Consider the following 22,520-nt stretch of genomic DNA (forward strand, 5'->3'; position numbering starts at 1 on the left):
CTCTATTACAGTTGTCTCTTGCATGATCCGCCCGGTTCGCCGGGCATTCATGTGGTTGCTTCCTTAGCTCAGTTGGTAGAGCGTCTCACTCGTAATGAGAAGGTCGCCAGTTCGATTCTGGCAGGAAGCTCGGGAAGAACCCCCGGAAATCAATGATTTCCGGGGGTTCTGTCGTTTTGCTTGACAGTGAGGCGCACCTGTGCATTCCCACCATTTTCGATCGGTTACCGGCATCTCCGTACTTTTTTCGTCACCTCGTCGGAGCGCCGGACCGGTCTTCCAGACTTCCGGTCTGGCACGGAACAGGGCCGGTCGTGTTAACGGCTGGCAGCCTCTCAATAGCTCTAAATTCCGCCGTAGAGTGCTTTGTGGATGGACCTTCGCACCGGAATGCCGGATTGCCTATAGAGTGGCCGTCAGTGCAGTGAGCGGGCCCACCGTTATCGGGCGGCAGTGCGACAGTGACTGCCGTCTTCAAATCGAAAGGGCACCGGATCGACGCCGGTCGGGGTTGCCAGATGAAGCCCAGTATTCCGCCTGGATACGCCGGAATCAGTGAAATTCTGGGAAAAACCACAGATCCGCCCTGTAGCGGATACCTCCATCCGTTGTAAGCGGAGCAGGCGCAGGCGAGTGACACGATGATCGAGACGTACTTCCCAGTTCCCTCGATCTCCCCCACTTGGCCGCCCATGACCCACACGGACAGGTATGCGACCGCTAGTCCGACGACGAACGCCGCTACGAACGCGACGAAGACTATGGCCCAGTAGCGCCCTGCGCTTCTCTTGCCTTCAGCTCGGACCATCGTCCCTCTCGGCCACAACGTATGACCTCTCCCGAGTTGCTCACATCAGATCTCTTAGTCGCTGCCTCCGTCGAAATATCCAAACTGAGACCGAAGCCGCAAGGGCTCCCGCTACCACGTTGTATGTTCCTGGAAAGGGGCGGCCCTATGCTGCGAGCTGGAACACACCAAGCGCTACCAGCCCCAGACCACCCAGGAGCAGGATCCACGATATGACCGGGGAGACTCCGGTCGGGTCTGGCTTTCCTTCTTTGTTCACGGTTGTCCTCCTAGTGAGAATGCTACGAGCACGAATCCCCGGCACTAATTCCGTTTTGAATAATTCCTCCGACGAGGGACCAACGCGGCCACGATCGTGCTGCCCCAGCTGGCCCGGATGCTCGCCGACATCCGCGAGTCCCGGGACACCGTCTTCACCCAGGTCGAAGCCCTCGTGGAGGCCCACCCTCTTCACCCGGTCCTGACGTCTCTGCCGGCGGTCGGCGTCAGGACCGCAGCACGGATCCTCACCGAGATCGTCGGCAAAGACTTCGCCTCTGCAGGGCATTTGGCGTCCTACGCAGGCCTGGCACCGGTGACCTGGCGATCAGGGTCCTCCATCCGCGGTGACCACCTATCCCGGAAAGGAAACAAGATTCTCAAGCGAGCCCTGTTCCTCTCCGCGTTCGCCGCCTTGAAGGATCCTCTGTCGAGGGCCTACTACGACCGGAAACGAACCGAGGGCAAACGCCACAACCAGGCCCTCATCGCACTCGCCCGCCGCCGATGCCACACCCTCTACGCCATGCTCAGAGACGGCACCTTCTACGAACCACGACAACCCTCAGCCGCTTGACGAAAACCATAGAGGCACCCCCCGACGGTCAGGAACCCCTGGCCTCGTAACCAAAAAAACAACGATTGCTCCGCCTAAAAGAACCTGACGTGCGCATACACTGCGATCATGGGCGACTTTGATACTTCATTCGACTACAAGACCGACGAGTCTCGGAAGGCCAAGCGAGGCAACGCCGGCGGCTTACCACCGGACTCGCCCTCAGTCACCCAAGAGCTGGGCGACCCGGATTCGAACAGCCTGAGGCTCCGGGCGAACCATGAGCTGCTGTGGACCAAGAAGCTGAACTCTGGCGCCCTTTTCGCCCCGAGCGCATCAGCGGCCCGCTGGAACGAGTACCTCATTTATACAGACGACTCCGGGGCAAGGCATTGCTACGGCAGCGATGCCATCACCAGCTCCTACACCGGCCGGTCAAACCCGAAATCCCTGGCTGACGCGATGGCCGGTCTGAACGAGGAGCAGCGGGCCCGCTACCTCAACCCGCCGTACACCATCGGCAGTGCGATGATTTGGCCCGTCAGGGCGAAGGACAAACCCACGATGAACCAGGCCCGGGGGTTCGGTGCTGAAGGTCATCAGATCGCTGACCGCATGGACCTCACCCTTGAGTGCATCCGGCGTCACTACGCAGGAGAGCCAGATAGCCCCCTCGCCAATGTCATCAAGGCCTACAAAGACTTCTTCGAGATCTTCGATGGGTTCGTGGAGTTCGTGGACTTCTTCCACCTGCAAGACCTCGTGACCCCAAACTACAAAGACATTCGGTTCTTCGTGCCCTTTGAGGGCTTTGAGCCTTCCGGGATACCGGCGGACTACATCACGTATCGGGAGGCCACGCTGCAGTTCATCGCAGGGCGGGGCCGTCGGATGGCCGAATGGGTCACGAAGAACCACCCCGAGATTGAGGTTTATTGCCCTTGGTGGCGACCCTCATAAGCCAGAGACGGCGTGGGGTCCGGATGTCCCAACGGTGGGTGGTCCAGGCCTCGCGGATCAGGCGGCGGACGGTGATGATCGCGTTGGCCACAGCGACGAAGGCGTCGATGACGCGGATGCGACGCTATGTGGACCCCGGCCCGGCGGAGCTGCGCCCTAACCGAGCTGCCCCAGCCTGGATCTCAGTCGGGCATACACATCGCCTTCCGCTGAGGCCGCCGGCGGCGCCGGCGCGCTGCCGGTCTCCGCACCGAGCTGCTCCAGCCTGGCTCTCAATTGGGCATAGACGTCATCCACTTCGACCGGCTGCGGCTTCGGCTGACGCTCCGCCCGCTCCTCGGCGTTCTTGATGATCTCCTCGAAAGCATGGTCCCAGGCGTCCTTGTCCTGTCCGACGGCCCACTTGTGGGTCCCATCCCACTTCGGCCAGTACACCGGCGGGGCTGGCTCCTTGGGCTTCTCCGCCGCCGGCTTGGGCGCCTTCGCCCGCGGCGACGTCCGCGGATGCAGCCGCAGAGGCGGCTTTGGAAGCTCCACGCGCGGCGGCTTCGGCGGCTTCACCGCGGGCACCGGCTTCGACTCCACCTTGGCCCTGGCGCGGCGGACCGCGATGTAGCAGGCCGTGAGTGCCACCATGCCGATGATGATCAGGAAGAACCACCAGAAATAGTAGACAACGGCCGCCGCAAAGAGAAACCCCCAGGGCCCCACCCCGACGAGCCCGAGCCCGACCAGCCCTGCGGCGGAACCACTTTTCTTCCTAGCCATTTCCCCACCTTCAGCAAAGTTGACGAATGGCGTCATCTTCTCACCCTGGGCCTAAGAAAAACAGATTCGCTGAACATGAATCCGACTCCGCAATGGTGGGCGGGTTAAGTGAGGCTTCAGGGCCAGTTGTGGGTCGGCGATCGGCTCAGTGCCGCACATGGGCTCTACTCGGGGTGGAAGGTGGCATACGCCATCGGGCGTGGAGTAATAGGTGGTGGCAAAACCGCCACCGGACGGCGGCGCAGAGTCATCGGCGCTCGGGCCTCAGCCCCGGGGCCAAGCGGGCGGCTTGCGAAGGGCCCCGGTTGAGGGGCTCCGGTTATGGAAACTGCAGGCCGTGATCCAGCGGCCTCATCCCAGCAGGGGCATGAACAATGCCTCCCACGTCATGCGTCCGACCGGCTTCACGCACTCCTCGACTGTAGTGCAGAGGATCGCCGGGCACGTTTCGGCAACAATGACACTGTGGACACCTATGCAGGTCTTTTCGACGACGATCTGCATGACAGCGCGGACCGCCTGAACCGCACGCTCACAGGGCTTGGATGGAAGTAGGATGTCACTTTTTCGTCACCTTTCCCCCGCCCTTCCCTTGTTGCATGGGGCTAAACACACCCACTCGTAATGAGAAGGTCGCCAGTTCGATTCTGGCAGGAAGCTCGGGAAGAACCCCGTATCGCCGCTGACTCAGCGGGGATACGGGGTTTTTATTGGTTTCGGCGAGATGGCTGTGAGGTTAGGGCACACCTATGGCACACTCCGTGGTTGCGGATACGATGCAGTCAAACACCTCCCGGGTGTCCCGGGGTTAAGCGTTGGCACTGACCGTTTTGGGGGAACACAGTGAAGCGTAGGACATGGATCATCCTTGCGGCGGTGTTGGTCGCTGGCGCCGTCGCGCTATTTTTGACCCGGTCCGCGGAAGACAGGGTCACCGCCGACGTAGTCTCCCGTACCGAGCGGATCGTCATTCCCGCGGACTGGAAGCTGGAGGACAGCGTGGTGCGGCGGGAGATGTTTCTGTGCATGTCAACCAACCCGTGCCCCAGCATCGCCAAGCGCTGGGACGCCGGCAAAAGCCTCACCGTCGACGACTTGAAAGCCGTGAGCTCCACAGCCGGTGTTCCCATGAACATCGAGGGCACCTGCACCAGGCGGCCGACCGTCGGCGGTACAACGACAGTCTGCAGCTCCTCGGGAACTGACGGGGAGTACGACTACAAGTTCAACGTGTCCAGCCCGGACAAAAACGATCAAACGAACTTCGTGGTCCTCCTGGTCGAACCGCACCGCTGACCGCTCCGGAAAAGGGATGCCCGTTTTGTCTAGTCAGCGGATAAAAACGCAGGCAGCCTGAGACCATTCGGGCCGCAACCGGGCCTCGAGCCGTCGCCGGGTGCGCCTTTCGGTGCGGGGTGCTTCGCTTTGCCGCGCGGGCGCCTTCGCTACTTGCAGGCGGCGAGGATCCCGGCGATGGCGTCGTGCTCGGGACGGGTCATCCACAACTTGTACTTGGCCTTCACAGCCGTCTGGCGGGCGACGTATTCGCACCGGAACGCCTTGTTGGCTGGGAGCCAGGCATCAGCCGAGGAATCTGACTTCTGCTGATTCGCGGGCCCGTCGGCGGCCATCAGGTTCAGCGGATCGTTGGCGAGCTGGAGGCGCTGGCTTGCGCTGATCTGCTGGGCGCCGGTCTGCCAGGCCAGGGACAGTGGGATGATGTGGTCAATCTGGACGTCGGCAGAGTTCTCGCCGCGGGTGAAGTTGATGGTCTTGCCGGTGTATTTGTCGGCAAGTTTGCCGGAGGCGATGACGCAATCCCTCGTCCCCGGCTTGGTCGTCACCTCGGTGAGGTCACGGCGGAGCATGTCGTTGCGCGTGTCGCAGCCGTTGTGGTCGACATCTGACCAGGCGGGACCGAACTGCCCGCGGCTGTAACCGGTCTTCGGGGCCTTGCCTTTCACCGGAATGGACTCCAGCTGGGCTACGGCCGCGGCGGCCTCGCCCGGGTGCGCGGAACCAATGGCGGGAGCTTGGGACGCCGCTGCGCTGTGCACGGCGTCTGCGACTTTGGCGCCAGCGTGGGCTGCGGCATCACAGCCGGCGAGGGAGCCTGCGAGAAGCAGGCCGGTAAGGACGGTCAGGGACTTGGTGGCGGCGGAGCGGGAGATGTTCATGCCAATCATGAGTGCGGCGAAAATGATCAGATTACCCGTATTCCGTTTCGCGGCCGCGCAGGCCGAGCATGGAGTCGCTCACGTGCACCTACGGCCGCGGCCCCAGGCTGCTTCTCGTCAATACGTTGAGGGGTGAGGGCGCCCTCGCGCGGCCGGCTACTTCAGGGTGAGCACCGGGTTGACCGGAGCCTTCAGCGAATCCACCTGCAGGCCCACGGACAGTTTCTGGCCGGCGGCCACCTTGGTGGCCCAGTCCGAGCCGCTGCAGGTTACCGACACCTTGGGGAGGACTGTGCACGTGACGCCCCAGGAGTTGGCCACCCGGGTGACGTTCGGATCGGGCCAGCTCACGCTCCAGCCGGGCGCCGCCCGGAGCCCGGTGACCTCGATATTGGCCACGTACCCGCCGGTCCACGAACTGCCGAGCTTCCAGACAGCGCTGATCGGCGCGCCCGACGTCGGTGCGGGAGACGCCGTCGGCGACGGCGTGGGGGTCGGCGTCGCAGTGGCAGTGGCGGTCGCAGTGGCAGTGGCGGTCGCAGTGGCAGTCGGCGACGGCGTCACGGTCGGCGTCGGGGTGCCCGTCAGGATGGGCGCGAGCGCGGCGAGTTTGGCGGCCTCCGGGGTGCGCCAGTCCGCCTGGACAAGGCCGCCGGTGATGCCGCTGTTCGGGTTGAACGACCAATACGCGAAGCTCATGGAATTGGTCCCCAGGTAGGAGACGATTTTCTCCATCCACTGCTTGTCCGACGTGGTTTGCAGCGCGGTCCCGAACTCCCCGAGCAGAACCGGGGCGATGCCCTGCTTCTGGATGTAACCCCAGTTGGCATCCCACACGGCCGGCAGGTTGTTGGGGTAGCTGGGGTCGCTGAACCACTTCTGCGCAAACAACGACGCCGGGTAGTCGTGCGGGGAATAGACCACCCGGTTGGGCGTGGCCAGGGTGACCGGTTTGTTCTTGACGTCGGCCAGGCCGCCGCCCCACCAGGTGGAGGTGCCGTTTCCCTGGTTCTCGATGCCCTCAACGAGGATCAGGAGATTGGGGTTGGAGGCCAGGACGGCGTTGCCGCCGCGGGTGGCCGCAGCCTGCCAGTCGGTGGCGGCGGCGCCACCCCACGTCGCCGCCCCGGCCGGCTCATTGTGAAGGTCGGCGCCAATGACAGTGGGATCGTTCTTGTAGCGGGCGGCGAGCATTTTCCAGTCAGCAATCCACCTCGACTCAGGGTAGGCGGAGGTATACCAGAGCGGCGACTGGTCGGCAGAGGACGGCCGGTGCCGGTCCAGGATGATCTGCAGGCCGTTGGCCTTCGCGCGGGCGATCACCGTGTCCATCAGGACCAGGGGCGTCTTGCCCTCCAGCGCGTAGGCGCGGTTGGCCCAGTAGTTCAGGTTGCCCTTGATGGATGTCGCGGCCAGGCACTCGTTGGAGAACGGCAGGCGGACGGTGTTGAATCCCATCGATTTGATGTTGGCCAAGGCCTCGTCGATGGTCAGGGTCCCCCAGAGACCGTGCGGCATGCAGTCGGGGGTTTCCATGCCGAACCAGGACGCGGCCTTGATGGTGTGCGGGGCGTTGTTCGAGTCCAGGATCCTCCCGCCAGAGGTGTGCAGCCAGCCGGTGGGCGGCGGCGTTGTGGCGGCGGTGGCCAGGGGAAGCGAGGCCGCGGCGACGCCGGTGAGGGCCAGTCCCGCAGCCACAGCGATGCCCAGAAGTGTGGCGGTCACGCTCGGGCGCCTTCCCCCGGCGTGGAGTGGCGGATTCGAAAACGGTTTCACAGTTCCTCCGAAAGAATGGCGTGCGGGTGCGGCCTGGGATTGGTGCGGCTCTTGTCGCGCGGGGCTGCAGCAAGGATGCAGAGGGCACCTTCCGGCCGGTGCCGGCGGGTGCCGTCCGAACTCATGGGTGTGTTGCCTTTCAGTCCGTCAATGTGGGTCCCCCCGTCCCGCACAATGCGGATCGGCTCTCAAAAAGTACCAAGCTGCCGCCAAGAAAGAACCCCTTTGGCCAATATTTCCTTGTGCGCCTCCACGCGGCCGCAGGTCCCTGACCTGCGTATTGTCTTTTTCCGGGCCGTCCGTCAGCCTTAGGGAATGGAACGGCCCGGGCGCAGGCGGCCAGCCCGCCAGCAACTCCCGGCGCCGCCGCCCGGAGTCCAAACCGAGAATTGGCGGCACCGGCTGTGGGGCCCCGTTGTCGGCTTCGGCCTGGTCAGCCTGGCCGCGGACATGGTGTCCGACGGCGCCCGCCCGCTGGGAGGTCCCCTGCTGGCCCAGCTCGGTGCGTCCGCGCTTTTCGTCGGCCTCGTGACCGGCGCCGCGGAGGCCGCGTCCCAGGGGCTCCGGCTGGTGTTCGGCCCCTGGGCGGACCGCACCGGGAAGTACTGGACTTTCACGATGGCCGGCTATGTGCTGACGGCGGTGTGCATCCCGCTGCTCGCGTTGACGCCGTTCGTCGGGACCGCCGGGATGGCCCTGGCGGCCGTGCTCATCATCGGGGACAGGGTTGGCAAAGCCGTCCGCAGCCCGGCGAAAACCGTGCTGCTCGCCGCCGTCGCCGGGCCGGTTGGCCGGGGCCGCGGCTTCGCCGTCCACAAGTCCCTCGATCTGGCCGGGGCGCTTTTGGGCCCGTTGCTCGTCTCGGCGGTGCTGGTTGCCACCGGCTCACTGTCGGCAGCCTTTGCGGTGCTTGTCATTCCGGCGGCGGCGGCGGTGGCGATTCTCGTTTGGCTGCGTCGCCGCGTCCGGGATCCCGGCGCGGACAAGCCCGCGCCCGACGCCTCCGGCGTGCCGGAGCCGTCCCCCGGGAAGCCCGCCGGGCGGCCGCCGTCGGCGTTCTCCAGCGTCTTCATCTTGTTCGCCGTGGCCGCATTCTTCTGGAGCGCCGGGCTGGTGGCCTTCGGCGTCATCTCCTATCACCTGACGGCCGACGTGGCGGTCCCCGTCTCGGTGGTTCCGCTGCTGTACGCCGGCGCCATGGGGACTGCCGCCGTCGGGGCTCTCGCCAGTGGCGTCATTTACGACCGCGCCGGGGCGGCCGTGCTCCTGGCGCTGCCCGTGCTGATTATGGCGGTGCCGGTGCTGGCCCTGGCACCGAGCGCCGGGCTCGTGTTCGCTGGCGTCCTGGTCTGGGGCGCCGCCACGGGCATCCAGGACTCCACGGTCAAGGCGCTGGTCGCCGATCTGGTGCCCCAGCCCCGGCAGGGCACGGCGTACGGGGTGTTCGCGGCGTTCGAGGGGGCCGGCGCGTTGGCGGGCGGGGCCCTGTACGGGTCACTCTACGGCGCACGGCCGGCGCTCATCACTGCCGTGGCCGCACTCCAGGCGACGGCCTTTGTCCTGCTGTTCGTCACGCTGTACCGGGTCCGGCACGCGTCACCTGGCCACGGGCCCGCGGATGGGCGGTGCTAACGCGCCCAGACCGAGGCCGCGCCGGAATGTCCCGTGATGATGCTCTGGTAGATGAAGAAGGCCCCCGCCAGAGCGCCGGCAACCAGGACGACTCCCCGGACAATCCGGTTGTTCCGGAGTCCGCCGAGGAACGCCAAGCGCCGGCCAAAGGGCTCGTAGGTGACTATCAACATTGCCGCGACCAGGATGAAAAAGATCACGGAAACCACTTTGAGCACGTCACCCTGCTGGGCGTGCTCGTGGACCAGCGCCGACGCCGGACGGATTTTCTCCAACTGCTCCCCTGCCTGTGCGGTCAGGAGCGTCACTGGCACCAGCCCCAGTGACAACACGCCCAGGGGCCAGGCCAGGTAAGCCCACCAGCGCCGTGCCACGGCATAAATGATGGCACCAAGACCTGCGATCGGCGCAAGGACCACTACGGCGTGGACCAGCAGGACATGGGCCGGGAGCCCACCAATTTCGATCACGTGAATCTCCTCCAGAACGTGACGGCACCGGGTCTGATGACGGGCCGCGAACCCGTGGCGGGGCCGGACTCCTATGATTCTTGCATGGGATCGCGGGAACTAGCGGGCATTGCCGGGCCGCTCTATGCATTGCCCTACGGGGAGTTCGTGGCTGCAAGGACGGCCGCGGCCAAAGAGGTCAGTTCCGTGGGCGTCACCGCCGCCGAGCAGCGTGCCTTGGCGGCCGAAGTCCGTGCCCTGCCCAAGCCGTCTCTGGCGGCATGGGCGGTGAACATGCTGGCCGCGCACAGCCCCGAAATCCTGCGCGAGGTCGCTGGACTGGGAACGTCGATGCAGGAGGCGCAGGACGCCCTGAATGCAGCGGACCTCCGCCTCCTCGCCCAGCAGCGGCGCCAACTCCTCGCCAGCGCGGTAAAGGCGGCGCACGCCCTGGCGGCCCAGCACGGACGGGCCATCAGCGCCGCCGTCGCGACGGAAGTGGAGCAGACCCTGCGGGCCGCCACCGCCGACCCGGGCGCCGCAGCCGCTGTGCAAAGCGGCTGGCTGCTCCGGGGGCTCTCGGCGGACGGGGTCGACGTCGTTGATCTCACCGGCGCCGTGGCTGTCCCGGGGAGCCAGGCCGCCGCGGCGGCCGGTACTGGAGCCGTGCCGGCAACGGCCGGCGTCCGCGGGACACAACCGGCGTCCGCCGCCCGCGGGACCGAACCGGCGCACCGGACCGCACAGGGCGGCGGAACTGCCGGCGGAAAGCCGCCAACGGAACAGCCCCGCCTCCGGGCCGTCGGGACAGCCCGGGTGACGCCCACGCCGTCGGCGGTGGAACGGGCACGGGCCGGCCTGGAGGCAGCCGAAGTGGCCGCCGCGGAGGCCGACGAGGAAGCAGGCCGCGCGGCCGCGGAGCTGGCCGAGGCGACGGCGGAAACCACGCTGCTGGCCGATGAGGTGCGCGAACTCAGGCGGCGTCTGGACACGGCAGAAGCCGGGCTCAAAACGGCCCGGAAGCGTCACGAGCTGGCAGCGGCCCTGGCGCAGCAGACGGCACGGGCCGCCGACCGGCAGCGCCGCAAGGAAGTCCTGGCGCGGGAACGGGTGCTGCGGCTCGGCAACACGCCGGAGGAGTGAAGTCTTAGTGTCGGGGGTCGGTTGCACACTGGAATCATGGAGAACAACCAGAATTTCCAGCAGAGTTTCCACCAAGAGACGGATTTCAACGACGCACAGGACGGCGTTCTGTATTTCGCGGTCACCTACCTGGACACCGACTGCGGCCGGATCCGCACCGAGAGCTTCGATGACGCTGCCGCCGCGGACCGCTTCGCCAGCCGGTGCGTTGCCGGCGAAGACGGCTGGGCCGTGGTCGATGCAATCCCGGCGAAAGAGCGCCGGGCCGCCGCCTGACTCGGTAGTCCTTCCGGGCCGGCGCCTGGGTCCGGGCCTTCAGTTTCCGAGCGCGCAGGGTTGGCCGGTCACGGTCCCGGCCTGCGGGAGGGGGCCGGACGCCCAAAGGGCCTCCACCCCGTGCGGGGTGAAGGCCCTGCGCAAACGCCGGCTGGCAGCCGGCGTCGCGGGAGTTGCTTAGGCGAAGTCGGAGACGGCCGGATCCGGACCGATCCGGCCGGCGTCTTCGGCGGAGCGGTCAAGCCCGTTGATGGCCTGGATGTCGGTCTCGTCGAGGCTAACGTCCAGGGCCGCGTAGTTCTCGCGGATCCGGGACTCGGTCACCGACTTCGGAATGACCACGTTGCCGATGGCCAGGTGCCACGCGATGACAACCTGGGCCGGGGTGGCGCCGTGCTTGGCGGCAATCTCGGCAATGACAGGGCTCTCGAGGAGCTCGCCGCCCTGGCCCAGCGGCGACCACGCCTGGGTGAGGATGCCCTTGGACGCGTTGAATTCGCGCAGGTCGGCCTGGCTGAAGAACGGGTGCAGCTCGACCTGGTTGATGGCCGGAACCACGCCGGTCTCATCGATCAGGCGCTGCAGGCCCTCCTTGGTGAAGTTGGAGACGCCAATGGTCTTGACCCGGCCCTGCTTCTGCAGCTCGATGAGGGCCTTCCAGGTGTCAACGTATTTGTCCTGCTTAGGCTGCATCCAGTGGATCAGGTACAGGTCCAGAGTTTCGAGGCCGAGGCGCTCCATGGACTCCTCGAACGCCTTCAGTGTGGACTCGTAGCCCTGATCCGCGTTCCACAGCTTGGTGGTGATGAAAATTTCCTCGGGCTTAAGGCCGGAACGCTCAATGGCGCGGCCCACGCCTGCTTCGTTGCCGTAGATCTTTGCCGTGTCGATGTGGCGGAAGCCGGCCTCAAACGCCTGGACAACCACCTTTTCGGCCACGTCATCTTCAACCTGCCACACCCCGTAGCCAAGCTGGGGGATGGTGTTGCCGTCATTGAAAGTCAGTTCCGGTGAAAAAGTCATATAAGTATCCTGCCAACTTCGGCGCCCTCCGGCCAGCGACAGGGCGCCGCTAAGCTAGGCGCGTAACCGGGAATACCCGGGATTTCAGGCAAATCCAGGGAATATCGGGAACGCCGGCCACGCCGGGACGGGCCTGCGCAAAGACCAATCCGTGAAGCGGCTCAGGCCGGCGTCGGCCCGCTGCCGTCGGCCTCGGCAAGCCGCCGCTCGGCGTCGTGGACCTGTTCCAGCACGGACTCGGCGCGCCGGCGCACCGACGCGGCACCCGCCGGGACCGGCCCCACGGCGAGCCGGAGCATCGCGGCCGCCTCGGCCGTCATGGCCAGCGAATTGCCTGCCGTCGACAGGGCCCGGTGAACGCCTGCCAGTGGTCCCGGGATATCCAAACCGTTGCTGGGAAACCGTCGCTGGGCCTCCACGCAGACCACCCTGACCCGGGGCGCGAGCGTGGAGAGCTGGTTGGCGATCTCGACGAGTTCGCCGTACAGCGCCTCGTCCTCGACCCCCTCGAGGACCTGGTGGTAGCGGTCAAGTCCGCGGTTGAACCGGTCATGGGCGCGCCGCCAGAGCCCTTTGCCGAGTTCGGCGTCGTCCCTGCGGCCCTGCAGTGCTGCGCTGAAGAAGCCCAAGGTCGCGCTAAAGGTACTGGCCCGGACCGTGGTCCGGGTCCATGGGTTCGGGCGGCTCCGAGGGATCAGCACCGCGACGCGGTGCTGCGGCCCGGACCGGTTCGCCGTTCTCCCCGATGATGACGCCCGGCGCGATCACTGTTCCGGGGGGCAGCTGGCGCAGCTGCATCTGGGCGTAGGCGTGCTCCCTGGCGGCGTGTTGCGCCGCGATGGCCGTCTGGATGCCGTGGAAGAGTCCCTCAAGCCAGCCGACCAGCTGGGCCTGGGCTATCCTCAGTTCCGCGTCGGAGGGGGTGGCGTTCTCCGGAAAGGGAAGGTTGATCCGTTCGAGCTCCTCAACGAGCTCCGGGGCCAGGCCATCCTCGAGTTCCTTGATGGAACGGTCGTGGATTTCAGCCAGCCGGACGCGGGCCGCGTCGTCCAGCGGCGCGGACCTCACCTCGTCCAGCAACTGCTTGACCATCGTGCCGATCCGCATGACCTTCGCGGGTTGGTCCACGAGGTCCTGAAGTTCGCTCCCCCGTGGCGGCCTGGGCCCGGCACTGGATCCATCGGCGCGGCCGGACGGCACTGCAGCCGGTGGGGCCAAGGGCGTACCGGGCAGGGCGTCGTCCAGGGGCGTGCCTTCGACGGGCACGTCGTCCGCTGTTTGGGCGCCGGACTGAGTGTCGTGCTGATCGCTCATGGCTTCATACTCTCACGCGCCCGGCGGCGCGGACCCGGCGTCCGCCGGAAGCAGAAGGGGCGGCGCCGGACACTCTCGTGCCCAACACCGCCCCCTCCCCCGGCCCGAGCGGCACCCGCTCCGCAACACAGTTCAGCAGCACCGCCCTTGCGGGTTGGTGTCCTGCCGGTCGGTCTTCTCACGCCAAAACTCCCGCTCCGTGAGGGGAGGGCCGGCGTGTCCAGAGGCCTCATGGTGCTCCAGGTACTTCTTGTACGCGTCGGCGCCCAGCACCCCGCCGAGGTACCCGGCAAACCCGCGGAAGCCGGCAAGTACCGCGTTCACGCCCGGCTCCGCATCAGTGGTGCCCGGACTTTTCGAGCCGCTCTCCGGCCGGGAGCTGGTTCCACGCGGCCGCGAGGTCACGCTCCGCCGCCGTGGGGACAAACCCTGCCGGGGCGAAGACGCGGGAAGCCTGCGCGGGGTCTTCGTTCTCGGCGTTGGGCAGCCCCGCGGCCGTGTTCCGCAGGGCCTTGATTGTTGCCATTACTGCCGTAATGATGACGATGATGCTCAGCACCACGAAGACGATCGAGAGCCATCCCTGGATCATCGTGTTGCGGACCACGGCCTCCATGGCGGCCTGGGTCTTGGCGGTGCCGAAGGACGTCTTGCCGTCCGCCAGCGCCTTGGTGAAGGCAGCATTGTTGGCGAAGTAGCCCACGGCCGGAACGGGCGAGAAGATCTTGTAGAAGCTCGCCGTGATGGTCACGACGGCGGCGAACGCCAGCGGCGCCGCGACAATCCACAGGTACTTCGGGGCGGTGCGTTTGGCAGCAATGGCCAGGCAGACCGAGAGGGCGATGGCCGCGAGCAGCTGGTTGGCGATCCCGAACAGCGGGAACAGGGTGTTGATGCCGCCCAGCGGGTCGGTGACGCCCATCAGCAGGACCGCGCCCCAGGCGGCCACCATGATGGCAGTGCAGAGCCAGGCGCCCGGGCGCCAGGAGTGCTCCTTGAACTTCGGAACGAAGTTGCCGATCGAGTCCTGGAGCATGAAGCGGGCAACGCGGGTGCCGGCGTCGACGGCCGTGAGGATGAAGAGGGCCTCGAACATGATGGCGAAGTGGTACCAGAAAGCCATCATCGCGGTGCCGCCGATGAACTGCTGCATGATGTGGGCAAGGCCGACGGCGAGGGTGGGCGCCCCGCCCGAGCGGGAAACGATGCTTTGCTCCCCCACGTCCTTGGCCGTCTGCGCGAGATCACCGGCCGTGATGTTGACGCCGGACAGGCCCAGGCTGTTGACCCACGCGGCCGCGGTCTCGACGGTCCCGCCGGTCAGCGCCACAGGGGCGTTCATGGCGAAGTAGATGCCGCGGTCAATGGAGATTGCGGCCACGAGGGCCATGATGGCCACGAAGGACTCCATGAGCATGCCGCCGTAGCCGATCAGGCGCGTCTGGCGCTCCTTCTCGATCAGCTTCGGCGTGGTGCCGGAGGCGATCAGTGCGTGGAACCCGGACAGTGCGCCGCAGGCGATTGTGACGAACAGGAACGGGAAGAGGGCGCCGGAGAACACCGGACCGTTGTCCCGGCCGGCGAACTCGCTGAAGGCCGGCACGGTGATTTCCGGGCGGACCACGATGATGGCCAGGGCCAGCATCACGATCACGCCGATCTTCATGAACGTGGAGAGATAGTCGCGGGGGGCCAGGAGCAGCCACACGGGCAGGATTGCTGCGATGAAGCCGTAGACGATGAGGCCCCACGCGATGGTGACCTTGTCCAGGTGGAAGAACGCGGCACCCCATTCGGTGCCCGCCACGGCACCGCCGCCGATGATGGCGGCCATGAGCAGCACGAAACCGATCAGGGACACCTCCATGACCTTGCCCGGCCGGATGAAGCGCAAGTACACGCCCATGAAGAGGGCGATCGGGATGGTCATGCCCACCGAGAAGACGCCCCAGGGGCTCTCGCCGAGGGCGTTGACAACCACCAGGGCCAGGATGGCGACGATGATCACCATGATGAGCAGGGTCGCGACGAGGGCGGCCGTGCCGCCGATGACGCCGAGTTCCTCGCGGGCCATCTGGCCCAGGGAACGGCCGCCGCGGCGCATGGAGAAGAACAGGATGAGGTAATCCTGGACGGCACCGGCAAGGACGACGCCGATGATGATCCAGATCGTGCCGGGCAGGTAGCCCATCTGGGCCGCGATGACCGGGCCAACCAAGGGGCCGGCGCCGGCGATGGCGGCGAAGTGGTGGCCGAAGAGGACGTTGCGGTCCGTGCGGACGTAGTCCTTGCCGTCGGCCTTGTATTCGGCAGGGGTGGCCCGGCGGTCATTGGGCTTGGTCAGGTAACGCTCAATGACCTTGGAGTAGAAGCGGTAGCCGATCAGGTAGGTGCAGACCGACGCGAAAACAAACCAGATGGCGTTGACGGTCTCGCCGCGGACGATTGCGAGCATGAACCAGGCGACGCCGCCCAGCAGCGCGATGGCCGCCCACAGCGCGATCTTGGCGGGCGTCCAGGTGCGGTCCGCGGCGTCGCGGACGGACTCATCCACCGACGTCGGCGGGAGGGACGGGTCCGGAACGACCCCGTCGTCGAGTTGTGCGGTGCCGTGCGTGCTGGCGCCTCGCATGCTCCCGTGCGTACTGTCGCCTTGTGTGCCATCTGGCATTGTGCCCATGTCTCCTCCTTGAGAAACCCAACGGGCAGTCCACCGGTACAGAACTGCCCCCCGCACCCTACCAATGCGGGCGGCCCCGGGCGGCAGTCCTGCGCCCGGCGGTGGGGATTGCGCGACGAACGGTCGGCCGGGCTACGCCTGGAGGTTGCTGAGCTGCATGAGGCGGGCCTCGCAGAGGTCCAGCCAGCGCACTTCGGCTTCGGTCTGGAAGATGAGGGAGTCCAGCACGAGGAGCCGGGCGGTGTCGGCCGGGCGCTGGAGCGCGGCCGTGTCGCGACGGGACTTGGTGTAGTCCTGCAGCGCCCGGATGGATACCGCCCGCTGTGCCTGGATGATGGCGCCGACGTCGGTCCCGGGAATCGTCAGGCCGAGGGCGAGCTTGATGGCCAGCTCATTCCGGGGCGGATTCGCGCGGGACACCGGGGCCATGAACCAGGCGCCGACTTCAGTCCGGCCGGCCGTCGTGATGCTGTAGATGACATGCCCGTCGCCGTCGCCGCCGTCTTTGCGGACCAGCCCGTCGCGTTCCAGCCGGTCCAGGGTGGTGTAGACCTGCCCGATGTTCAGCGGCCAGGAGGATCCGGTGCGGTCCTCGAATTCGGTCCTGAGCTGATAGCCGTAGCGCGGGCGGTCCTGCAAGAGGGCGAGGAGACTGTGACGGATAGACATGGCGCCCCCCGGAATCGCGAATTCACGAAATCACACAGCATACACGCGCCCCAAGACGCGTGTATACCGCGTATGGACCTACGTTATCGTCATTGTTGCCCCGGCCGCAAAACATTGCATGCTCCGACCGGAATAAGTAGGCCCCGACCTGCGGTTTCAGCCGGATCCGGCTTCCCGCTACATGACCAGCAAGACCTTGCCCACGTGGTCGCCGGAATCGAAATAGGCGTGTGCGGCGGCGACCTGGTCCAGCGGGAAGGTCTTGGCCACGAGGGGCCTGATCCTGCCGTCGGTCAGCATCGGCCACACGGCGTCGCGGACGGCGTTCATGATCACGGTCTTTTCCTCGACCGGGCGGGGACGCAGCGCGGTGGCGATGATGGCGGCCCGCTTCCGCAGCAGCTGGCCCAGGTCCAGTTCCGCCTTCGCGCCGCCCTGCAGCCCGATCACCACGAGGCGTCCGTAGTCGGCGAGCGCATCGATGTTCTGTTCGAGGTACTTGGCCCCGACGACGTCGAGGATGACGTCCGCGCCTTTGCCGCCGTTTTGCGCGCGCAGGCTCGCCGGGAAACTCTCCTCCGCGTAGTTGATCGCGATGTCCGCCCCGAGGAAGGCCTTGGCGGTGCCGACTTTTTCCGCGTTCCCGGCCGTCGTGGCAACCCGTGCGCCCATGGCCTTGGCAAGCTGGATGGCCATGGTGCCGATGCCGCCCGTGGCTCCGTGGATGAGGACCGTTTCGCCCGGCTGCAGCTGCGCCGTCATGATCAGGTTGGAATAGACCGTCGCCGCGACCTCGGGCAACGATGCCGCCGTGACCAGATCCACGCCGTCGGGGATCCTCAGGACCTGGCCCGCGGGCACGGCCACCTGCTGGGCATAGCCGCCGCCGGCGAGCAGCGCCACCACCTTGTCCCCCACGGAAAACGCCTTGGTCACGCCCGGGCCGAACCCTGCAATCCGGCCGGAGACCTCCAACCCGGGGATCTCGGAGGCGCCCGGGGGCGGCGGGTAGAAGCCCCTGCGCTGCTGGACGTCGGCACGGTTAAGTCCCGCGGCCACGACGTCGATCAGCACCTCGCCGGGGCCGGCCACCGGGGCCTGGACCTCACGGACTTCCAGGACCTCGGGTCCGCCGGGCTTTGAGATATAGACAGCCTTCATGGAGCACTCCCGATTCCTAACTGGCTCCGCGCACGTTCGCCGCGATCGCCAGGTCCGATCAACATCACTCCCCAGAATATGGCGGGGAGCTGCACACGTCCGCAAGCGCGACGTGTTTATGGTTTTTGTGGCAGCCGACTGCCTATGAAAGACTACTCGTTAGGGAAGGTTGTCCGAGCGGCCGATGGAGCTGGTCTTGAAAACCAGTGTGCGGTGACCCCGTACCAAGAGTTCGAATCTCTTACCTTCCGCGGGAGCGCCGAGTTGGCGCGGTTCTAGAGGCCGGCCCGGGGCGATCGAAAGATCGTTCCGGCCGGCCTTACTCGTCTCCCGGCCCGGCGTGAAACTCCTGACCGGGTTCAGAATCATCAGCTGTGAATGGTGGCCGTGTTGGCGGCCGAATGGCAGCCCAATGTAACGGTTCTGCACCGTCTTTTCAGGCCTGACAGTAATGTCCGGCCGCGTCCCTGATACTGAGGTCTCGAGCGGGATATTCACCCCGCCGTCGCAAATATTGGGGGAACAAAAAAGTGGGTTTCAACCGCACCGGGTCTTATTCGCACGTCACAATGGCGGGCATTGCGCTCAGCCTCGTCCTTGCCGGATGTGCATCACAGCCAGGAACTGATCCAGCCGCTGCCGCTCCGCGCTCGACCGCCGGGGCCACGACTGCATCCGCGCCGACCGTGACGGCCGCACCAGCCGCCACGCCGGCACCGTCCGCCAGCGCGGCACCGGTGGCACCGACGGCCAGCACGGCACCCCCGGTGGCGGTGTCCGCCCCGTCAGCGAAGCCTGCAGCTGCCGCGCGGAAGACGTTCACTTTCCCGGATGGCCACATTTCCTTCTCGTATCCGTCGGCCTGGACGGTGCGCACGGTCCTCCCGCCTGCCCGAACCGTCCCCGGCGTTGAAGCGATCGTTTCCGACGGCGCCGGCAACGATCTGCTCTCACTACAAAATGGCTTCATAACCGGTTGTGCAGCTGCGCCAACCTCCCGCGAAGTGTTCGACACGGTGCAGGCTCCGGGAATGACCGCACCGGACGGCACTAAACCTGTTTTTGGATTTGCCGTGGAATCCTCGTCGACCCGCGATTTTTACGGAATGGGTCTCCGCGATCCTCGATACCTGGAGCACGGCAAAGGCGTCACCTCAAGCTGCGGGCTCCTGGCAACGGGGAACGGCGGGCTCACCACGAGTGTACTTTTCAACAACCCCGCGTTCCCGACCCGGGCCGCCGCTAAAGCCTGGATGGCAACCGACCAATACGCCCAGCTTAAGGCGTTGCTCATCAGCCTGAACTACGTTTAAGGCAACTCCGGCGCCGGGTAACACGCTCTCCGGCGGGCACGGAACGTGCCCGCCCGTCAGCTGGTTGCCCGGCGCCGTTCTGTGGTGGCGTCTTCGCCTGCACTCCAGCTGGCCAGTAGGTGCAGCCGTTCGGCTGAGGGCGAGCCCGGCTCGGCGGTGTAGACCAAGAGGACCAGTCCCGGCTCCGCGGTGATCGCAAGTTCCTCGTATGCCAGCGTGAGTTCGCCGGCCACGGGATGGTGAAAGCGTTTGGTGCCGGACCCGTGGGTGCGCACATTATGGGCGCCCCACAGTGTCCGAAACGTCTCACTGCGGGTCGACAGTTCGCCGACCAGGTCCTGCATGGTGCGGTCGTGGGGGTCGCGGCCGGCTTCAGCGCGCATGATGCCGACGCACATCTCAGCGAACAAGTCCCAATCGGGGTAGAAATCGCGCGAGGCGGGGTCGAGGAACTGGAACCGCGCCAGGTTCGGGGTTCGGCCGCCGTCCCCGATCACCGGGGAGTAGAACGCCCGGCCCAACGCGTTCGTCGCGAGCAGGTTCTGGTACGGGTCGCGGACGAATGCGACGCCCTCGGTGATCGCTTCCAGCGCCCACTGCAGGCTCAGACGCGCCCCGGACTGGGCGGTCGGGCGCTTGCGCGACCGCCCAGAGGTCGGGACGCCGTCTGCGGCGCGGGCCAGGTCGAACAAGTGGGCACGCTCGGTGTCGTCAAGCCGGAGGGCACGGGAGATGGATTCGAGCACGGACGAGGACGCACTGGCGATCGAACCGCGCTCCAGCTTGGCGTAATACTCCACGCTGACGTCGGCGAGGACCGCAACCTCGCTGCGCCTCAATCCGGCCACCCGTCGGTTCGAGCCTGCCGCGAGGCCCGCTTCTTCCGGCGTAAGTCGTGCACGGCGCGACATCAGGAACTCACGCACTTCACCCCGGTTATCCATGCATCAAGGGTAAATCGCTGCGGCCGAACGAGGGGTTCCCTCCCGGTACACGTCTCATCGGGGACTCCCCCGCCCGCGGAAATCGGGCTTGACTGGCCGGAGGGTTGAGCAGTGCTTCCCGGCCTGCGGAACGGTCGACGCCGTCGGGCGGGGCGCCACTTCCTGTGGCTGCGCAGCCGCGCTTGACCAACCCCAACGCTGAGGCATTCCCGCCACGCACGAAAGGAACCGCATGACGACCGCCCCCACCCGGATACCGGCACAGGCAGCCAGTGCATTAGGCGACGGCATACTAGAGGACAGCGAACCAGAGGACAGCGCTCGAGAAGACCATGCACGGCAAAGACTGCCCCTGACCGCACTCGTGGTCCTGGCCGCCATGGGATTTATCCTCGTCGCCACCGAGACGATGCCCGCCGGCCTGCTTCCTGTCATTGCCGCCGGCCTCCACACCGGCGAAGGTACGGTGGGTCTGCTGGTCAGCGCGTACGCCCTTGGAACGGTCGTCGTCACCATCCCCGCGATCATGCTGACGCGTGGCATGCGAAGAAAGCCGCTGCTGCTTGGCGGTATCGCCGGTCTCGTGCTTGCCACCACGGTCACCGCAGTCTCACCCGATGTGACGTTGTCACTGGTGTCACGATTCGTTGCGGGCGCGTTCTCGGGAATCATCTGGGGAATGCTCGCCGCTTACGGGCGCCGCATCAGCCCGCCCCGGCACGCAGGGCTGTCCTTGGCCATCGTGTCCACCGGGGCGCCCCTCGGATTCGCGTTCGGCACCCCACTCGGCGCCTGGATCGGAACAGCTTTTGATTGGCGCTGGTCTTTCGGTGCCCTGTCCGTCCTCGGGGTCATCGTGGCTGCGCTGATCCTCGGATGCGTCCCCGACGCCGCCGGCCAACCGCGAGCGTCACAGCTCCCGCTGGGTCGGGTGATCAGAATCCCCGGCGTCGCCATCATCCTGGCCGTCATCGTCGCCTGGATGCTCGCCCACAGCACCATCTACACCTACATCGCCCCCTACCTCCGGGCCACCGACACCGGCCTCTCCGCCAGCCTGGTCCTGCTGGTCTACGGCATTGCGTCCGTCGTCGGGGTCGCCGTCACCGGCGCGCTGCTGGACCGCCATCCGAGGCCCCTCCTTCACCTCAGCGTCACCGTGTTCGTCGCTTCCGGACTCATTCTGCTGATCGGACATGCATCGGCAATGGCCATCCTGATCGCCGCCGCGCTCTGGGGCCTTACCTTCGGCGGCGCTTCAGCCCAAGTCCAGGGACCCCTCACCACCGCCGGAGGCGACAACGCCGACGTCGCGAATGCATTCCTCCCGGTGGCCTTCAACCTGGCCATCTTCGGCGCGGGCATTCTCGGTGCGCTCCTCCTGACGCCATTCGACGGGCTGGTGCTCCCGGTCGTCATGATCGCCCTCGGCATCACTGCCCTGCTGCTCACCCTGTACGGCCGGCGCTCGGCATTCCCGCGCCGGCTCTGACCGGCTATGCATTGAAACTGTCGGTGCCCCGTCATAGTCTCTCTGTGTCTCCACCCCGTCTCCACCACAAACCAGAGTCCGGCGGCCGCACGTCAACGGCCGCCACCGAGAGCAGGAGCTTCCATGCCCACACCCGAGCACTCCAACGGCGCACCATGCTGGATCGACCTCATGACATCCGATGCTGAAAAGGCCAAGTCGTTCTACGGTGCGCTGTTCGGCTGGACGTACCAGACCGGCGACGAAGCAAAATATGGTGGCTACATCACTGCCTGGAAGGACGGCAAGTCCGTCGCCGGCCTGATGCAGAAGCAGGAGGATCAGGCCGCCTGGCCGGACATGTGGTCCACGTACCTGCGCTCGGAGGACGCGGCTGCCACCGTCAAGGCTGCAACGGAACACGGCGGCCAGGTCTACATGGCGCCCATGGACGTCCCCGAACAGGGCAGCATGGCCATGATCGCCGACGCCACGGGCGCGTCGGTCGGCGTGTGGCAGCCGGCTGAGATGAAGGGCTATGAGCTGGCGGCCGAGCCCGGCGCCCCGGCGTGGCACGAGCTCCACGCCAAGGACTACGCCGGTGCCGTCAAGTTCTACCAGGACGTGTTCGGCTGGGACACCGACGTCATGAGCGACACCCCGGAGTTCCGCTACACCACCCTGGGCGCAGGCCCGGCGGCCAAGGCCGGGATCATGGACGCGTCGGCCTACCTCCCCGCCGAGGTCCCGTCCAACTGGCAGGTCTACTTCGCCGTGGACGACGCCGATGCCTCCATCGAGACGGCAGTGTCCCTCGGCGCCAAGGTGATTGACGGGCCGGACGACACTCCGTTCGGCAGGCTCGCGACGCTGGCTGACCCCACCGGCGCGATGTTCAAGATCGTGGCTGACACCGGACAGGGCGGGCAGTCCGCCACGGACGCCTAACTGCCTAACCGGCAAAGGCCCCGAAGCTCTTCCCACCTAATTACAAAAATTGTTGTAGGAAATACCGGCCAGACCCTTCCCCAAGGGCTACTGGCCGGTATTCTGCTGTGGAGCGTCCGGTGGAGGCACCCGGACACCGCTCACCCGCATCACCAGTCACCATTTCCCGGGGCTTTCGAGCCGCTCCGGGAAGG

Annotated in this window: 21 protein-coding genes, 3 tRNA genes and 2 pseudogenes; 12 read left to right on the forward strand and 14 right to left on the reverse strand. The window is 66.3% G+C overall.

From position 1 onward, the window contains the following. Nucleotides 1-57: 57 nt before the first annotated feature. From C560_RS0117560 to C560_RS22325, 3 genes and pseudogenes are all read left to right on the forward strand, one after another. Nucleotides 58-130, forward strand: a tRNA-Thr gene (locus tag C560_RS0117560). Nucleotides 131-1,142: 1,012 nt separating this feature from the next. Next, nucleotides 1,143-1,643: pseudogene (locus C560_RS22320) on the forward strand (IS110 family transposase); the annotation flags it as partial. A gap of 108 nt (nt 1,644-1,751) precedes the next feature. Beyond that, nucleotides 1,752-2,582 (forward strand): DUF6994 family protein, encoded by an 831-nt coding sequence (locus C560_RS22325; protein ID WP_051533262.1) that lies wholly within the window; start codon nt 1,752-1,754, stop codon nt 2,580-2,582. 7 nt (nt 2,583-2,589) lie between these two features. On the opposite strand, the pseudogene C560_RS23910 reads toward C560_RS22325, so the two are convergent. Then, nucleotides 2,590-2,706, reverse strand: a pseudogene (locus C560_RS23910) (IS5/IS1182 family transposase); the annotation flags it as partial. 32 nt (nt 2,707-2,738) lie between these two features. After that, nucleotides 2,739-3,386, reverse strand: a complete 648-nt coding sequence (locus C560_RS0117575) for a hypothetical protein (protein WP_155855819.1) — start codon at nt 3,384-3,386, stop codon at nt 2,739-2,741. A 550-nt stretch (nt 3,387-3,936) separates the two neighbouring features. Between C560_RS0117575 and C560_RS23455 the strand changes: the two genes are divergently transcribed. Continuing rightward, nucleotides 3,937-4,010 (forward strand) — tRNA-Thr (locus C560_RS23455). Nucleotides 4,011-4,193: 183 nt separating this feature from the next. Beyond that, on the forward strand, nt 4,194-4,646 hold the full coding sequence (locus C560_RS0117585; protein WP_155855820.1) for a hypothetical protein: 453 nt from the start codon (nt 4,194-4,196) through the stop codon (nt 4,644-4,646). 149 nt (nt 4,647-4,795) lie between these two features. Here C560_RS0117585 and C560_RS0117590 read toward each other — a convergent pair whose 3' ends face one another. Both C560_RS0117590 and C560_RS0117595 read right to left on the reverse strand, forming a co-directional pair. Beyond that, nucleotides 4,796-5,536: an HNH endonuclease family protein gene (locus C560_RS0117590; RefSeq protein ID WP_026539179.1), complete on the reverse strand. Its 741-nt coding sequence runs from the start codon at nt 5,534-5,536 to the stop codon at nt 4,796-4,798. 147 nt (nt 5,537-5,683) lie between these two features. Then, on the reverse strand, nt 5,684-7,252 hold the full coding sequence (locus tag C560_RS0117595; RefSeq protein ID WP_026539180.1) for a cellulase family glycosylhydrolase: 1,569 nt from the start codon (nt 7,250-7,252) through the stop codon (nt 5,684-5,686). Nucleotides 7,253-7,618: 366 nt separating this feature from the next. On the opposite strand from C560_RS0117595, the gene C560_RS0117605 reads away from it, so the two are divergent. Then, complete coding sequence (locus C560_RS0117605; protein WP_026539181.1) at nt 7,619-8,935, forward strand: MFS transporter; 1,317 nt, start codon at nt 7,619-7,621, stop codon at nt 8,933-8,935. Here the strand turns inward: C560_RS0117605 and C560_RS0117610 are convergent. Further along, a complete protein-coding gene (locus C560_RS0117610; protein ID WP_026539182.1) occupies nt 8,932-9,405 on the reverse strand; it encodes a DUF2231 domain-containing protein in 474 nt (157 codons plus the stop codon). The two genes, C560_RS0117605 and C560_RS0117610, sit on opposite strands and share 4 nt — an antisense overlap. A gap of 84 nt (nt 9,406-9,489) precedes the next feature. Between C560_RS0117610 and C560_RS0117615 the strand changes: the two genes are divergently transcribed. Together C560_RS0117615 and C560_RS22330 are read left to right on the forward strand one after the other, a co-directional pair. Further along, nucleotides 9,490-10,527 carry a hypothetical protein gene (locus C560_RS0117615; protein ID WP_026539183.1) on the forward strand — a complete coding sequence of 346 codons (1,038 nt, stop codon included), beginning with the start codon at nt 9,490-9,492 and terminating at the stop codon, nt 10,525-10,527. A gap of 36 nt (nt 10,528-10,563) precedes the next feature. Beyond that, nucleotides 10,564-10,803, forward strand: coding sequence for a hypothetical protein (locus tag C560_RS22330; protein ID WP_043423394.1), 240 nt, complete (start codon nt 10,564-10,566; stop codon nt 10,801-10,803). A gap of 177 nt (nt 10,804-10,980) precedes the next feature. Here C560_RS22330 and C560_RS0117625 read toward each other — a convergent pair whose 3' ends face one another. The 7 genes from C560_RS0117625 to C560_RS0117655 form a co-directional block, all read right to left on the reverse strand. Beyond that, nucleotides 10,981-11,826, reverse strand: coding sequence for an aldo/keto reductase (locus tag C560_RS0117625; protein WP_026539184.1), 846 nt, complete (start codon nt 11,824-11,826; stop codon nt 10,981-10,983). Nucleotides 11,827-11,987: 161 nt separating this feature from the next. Continuing rightward, entirely contained in the window at nt 11,988-12,455 is a 468-nt protein-coding gene (locus C560_RS0117630) for a hypothetical protein (protein ID WP_026539185.1), read from the reverse strand. A 7-nt stretch (nt 12,456-12,462) separates the two neighbouring features. Continuing rightward, nucleotides 12,463-13,140: a bacterial proteasome activator family protein gene (locus C560_RS0117635; RefSeq protein ID WP_026539186.1), complete on the reverse strand. Its 678-nt coding sequence runs from the start codon at nt 13,138-13,140 to the stop codon at nt 12,463-12,465. A gap of 132 nt (nt 13,141-13,272) precedes the next feature. After that, the gene (locus C560_RS0117640) at nt 13,273-13,464 is read right to left on the reverse strand and encodes a YbdD/YjiX family protein (protein WP_026539187.1); all 192 of its coding nucleotides are present in this window, start codon (nt 13,462-13,464) and stop codon (nt 13,273-13,275) included. Between the two features lie 13 nt (nt 13,465-13,477). Continuing rightward, entirely contained in the window at nt 13,478-15,772 is a 2,295-nt protein-coding gene (locus C560_RS0117645; RefSeq protein WP_026539188.1) for a carbon starvation CstA family protein, read from the reverse strand. A gap of 180 nt (nt 15,773-15,952) precedes the next feature. Further along, nucleotides 15,953-16,489: a PadR family transcriptional regulator gene (locus tag C560_RS0117650; protein WP_018774236.1), complete on the reverse strand. Its 537-nt coding sequence runs from the start codon at nt 16,487-16,489 to the stop codon at nt 15,953-15,955. A gap of 177 nt (nt 16,490-16,666) precedes the next feature. Then, nucleotides 16,667-17,650, reverse strand: a complete 984-nt coding sequence (locus tag C560_RS0117655; protein WP_026539189.1) for an NAD(P)H-quinone oxidoreductase — start codon at nt 17,648-17,650, stop codon at nt 16,667-16,669. A gap of 163 nt (nt 17,651-17,813) precedes the next feature. Between C560_RS0117655 and C560_RS0117660 the strand changes: the two genes are divergently transcribed. Then, nucleotides 17,814-17,901, forward strand: a tRNA-Ser gene (locus C560_RS0117660). A gap of 302 nt (nt 17,902-18,203) precedes the next feature. Here C560_RS0117660 and C560_RS22780 read toward each other — a convergent pair. Further along, on the reverse strand, nt 18,204-18,527 hold the full coding sequence (locus C560_RS22780; RefSeq protein ID WP_026539190.1) for a hypothetical protein: 324 nt from the start codon (nt 18,525-18,527) through the stop codon (nt 18,204-18,206). On the opposite strand from C560_RS22780, the gene C560_RS23460 reads away from it, so the two are divergent. Continuing rightward, complete coding sequence (locus C560_RS23460) at nt 18,520-18,963, forward strand: hypothetical protein (RefSeq protein WP_155855821.1); 444 nt, start codon at nt 18,520-18,522, stop codon at nt 18,961-18,963. The two genes, C560_RS22780 and C560_RS23460, sit on opposite strands and share 8 nt — an antisense overlap. Before the next feature lie 56 nt (nt 18,964-19,019). On the opposite strand, the gene C560_RS0117675 is transcribed toward C560_RS23460, so the two are convergent. Next, entirely contained in the window at nt 19,020-19,907 is an 888-nt protein-coding gene (locus C560_RS0117675) for a helix-turn-helix transcriptional regulator (RefSeq protein ID WP_026539192.1), read from the reverse strand. A gap of 232 nt (nt 19,908-20,139) precedes the next feature. On the opposite strand from C560_RS0117675, the gene C560_RS0117680 reads away from it, so the two are divergent. Both C560_RS0117680 and C560_RS0117685 read left to right on the forward strand, forming a co-directional pair. After that, complete coding sequence (locus C560_RS0117680; protein WP_231494387.1) at nt 20,140-21,399, forward strand: MFS transporter; 1,260 nt, start codon at nt 20,140-20,142, stop codon at nt 21,397-21,399. A gap of 123 nt (nt 21,400-21,522) precedes the next feature. Further along, nucleotides 21,523-22,326 carry a VOC family protein gene (locus tag C560_RS0117685; RefSeq protein WP_026266575.1) on the forward strand — a complete coding sequence of 268 codons (804 nt, stop codon included), beginning with the start codon at nt 21,523-21,525 and terminating at the stop codon, nt 22,324-22,326. The last annotated feature ends 194 nt before the right edge of the window (nt 22,327-22,520 follow it).

The sequence above is a fragment of the Arthrobacter sp. 9MFCol3.1 genome (genome assembly GCF_000620385.1).
GTDB lineage: Bacteria > Actinomycetota > Actinomycetes > Actinomycetales > Micrococcaceae > Arthrobacter.

Bases quoted from the DNA above. Each gene is read 5' to 3' on its own strand.
- C560_RS22325 (WP_051533262.1), top strand. From the start codon at position 1,752: ATGGGCGACTTTGATACTTCATTCGACTACAAGACCGACGAGTCTCGG.
- C560_RS0117575 (WP_155855819.1), bottom strand. From the start codon at position 3,386: ATGACGCCATTCGTCAACTTTGCTGAAGGTGGGGAAATGGCTAGGAAG.
- C560_RS0117590 (WP_026539179.1), bottom strand. From the start codon at position 5,536: ATGATTGGCATGAACATCTCCCGCTCCGCCGCCACCAAGTCCCTGACC.
- C560_RS0117605 (WP_026539181.1), top strand. From the start codon at position 7,619: ATGGAACGGCCCGGGCGCAGGCGGCCAGCCCGCCAGCAACTCCCGGCG.
- C560_RS0117615 (WP_026539183.1), top strand. From the start codon at position 9,490: ATGGGATCGCGGGAACTAGCGGGCATTGCCGGGCCGCTCTATGCATTG.
- C560_RS22330 (WP_043423394.1), top strand. From the start codon at position 10,564: ATGGAGAACAACCAGAATTTCCAGCAGAGTTTCCACCAAGAGACGGAT.
- C560_RS0117625 (WP_026539184.1), bottom strand. From the start codon at position 11,826: ATGACTTTTTCACCGGAACTGACTTTCAATGACGGCAACACCATCCCC.
- C560_RS0117635 (WP_026539186.1), bottom strand. From the start codon at position 13,140: ATGAGCGATCAGCACGACACTCAGTCCGGCGCCCAAACAGCGGACGAC.
- C560_RS0117645 (WP_026539188.1), bottom strand. From the start codon at position 15,772: ATGCGAGGCGCCAGCACGCACGGCACCGCACAACTCGACGACGGGGTC.
- C560_RS0117650 (WP_018774236.1), bottom strand. From the start codon at position 16,489: ATGTCTATCCGTCACAGTCTCCTCGCCCTCTTGCAGGACCGCCCGCGC.
- C560_RS0117655 (WP_026539189.1), bottom strand. From the start codon at position 17,650: ATGAAGGCTGTCTATATCTCAAAGCCCGGCGGACCCGAGGTCCTGGAA.
- C560_RS0117675 (WP_026539192.1), bottom strand. From the start codon at position 19,907: ATGGATAACCGGGGTGAAGTGCGTGAGTTCCTGATGTCGCGCCGTGCA.
- C560_RS0117680 (WP_231494387.1), top strand. From the start codon at position 20,140: ATGACGACCGCCCCCACCCGGATACCGGCACAGGCAGCCAGTGCATTA.
- C560_RS0117685 (WP_026266575.1), top strand. From the start codon at position 21,523: ATGCCCACACCCGAGCACTCCAACGGCGCACCATGCTGGATCGACCTC.